This window comes from Mesorhizobium sp. WSM4815 (genome assembly GCF_055811575.1).
Genome location: NZ_JBVVQS010000042.1, coordinates 1 through 1,004, shown reverse-complemented (window position 1 = coordinate 1,004; position 1,004 = coordinate 1). Strand labels below are relative to the sequence as shown.

Sequence of the window (1,004 nt, the reverse complement as noted above, 5' to 3'; positions counted from 1 at the left end):
CAGCATCAGCGGACGATCTCTCTTTTGGCAGGGATGCGGCTCATTCGTCGCGGCCGTCCGGCCAGCCTTTGCGAGGGCAAGGTCGGACATCGGAACGAAAGGCGGATTCGCGAATTTCTACTGCTAGATAATCGGAATCGTCGCCCATGAGGCTCGCGACCCTCCACCTTGAAACTGCGAGATACGGCGATGTATATCGCGCGGAAAGGCTCGCGCGGTTGAGGCAGCAAATGATCCGGCACATCAAGCGCACTGACGCCTCGGCTCAAAAAGTCGAGCAAGCGCTGGCTAGTTTGGCCGAAACAAACGCACCCATGGACCGGCTCGCGCGGCATCAGTAGGGCCGCGCTCATGCGCCTCCGCATCGGCACGACGTGCGGCGGGTTCGGTTGCTGCGTGTGGCGCTCTCACCACATCCGTTCGTGATGCCTGTCCTTAGCCCCGTGGGGCCGCAGAATTGTAGACATGTGGACACGACCGCACGTCCACATGTCATCATCTATCGGTGTTGCGGGCACCTCAAGCGTCCGCTGTTAGATTGGGCGACACCTTGTAGATTGGAACGACACCCTGGAGATTCGAAACATGGCGCTCAAGCGGATGGACAACGTAGGAATCGTCGTCGAAGACCTCGGAGGGACGATCGATTTTTTTCGCGAACTCGGCCTCGAGCTCGAAGGGCGGGCCACGATCGAAGGAGAATGGGCCGGACGTGTCACTGGACTGGGCGATCAGCGTGTCGAGATTGCCATGCTGCGCACACCGGACTGCCACAGCCGGCTCGAGCTCTCCCGCTTCCTCACGCCGCCTGTCGTCGCAGATCACCGGAACGCCCCGGTCAACGCCCTAGGCTACCTCCGTGTCATGTTCGCCGTGGACGACATCGACGAGACGCTTGAAAGGCTCCGCAATCGCGGCGCGCAGCTCGAAGGCGAAGTAGTCCAGTATAAAGACGCGTATCGGCTCTGCTACATCCGTGGGCCTGAAGGGCTCCTCATCGGACT

1 protein-coding gene is annotated in these 1,004 nt (G+C 60.8%); it reads left to right on the top strand.

Annotation, left to right across the window (positions count from 1 at the left end):
• Positions 1 to 585: 585 nt before the first annotated feature.
• The coding region (locus AC0L2B_RS00180) for a VOC family protein (protein ID WP_473743634.1) at positions 586 to 1,004 on the top strand (419 nt) is incomplete at its 3' end.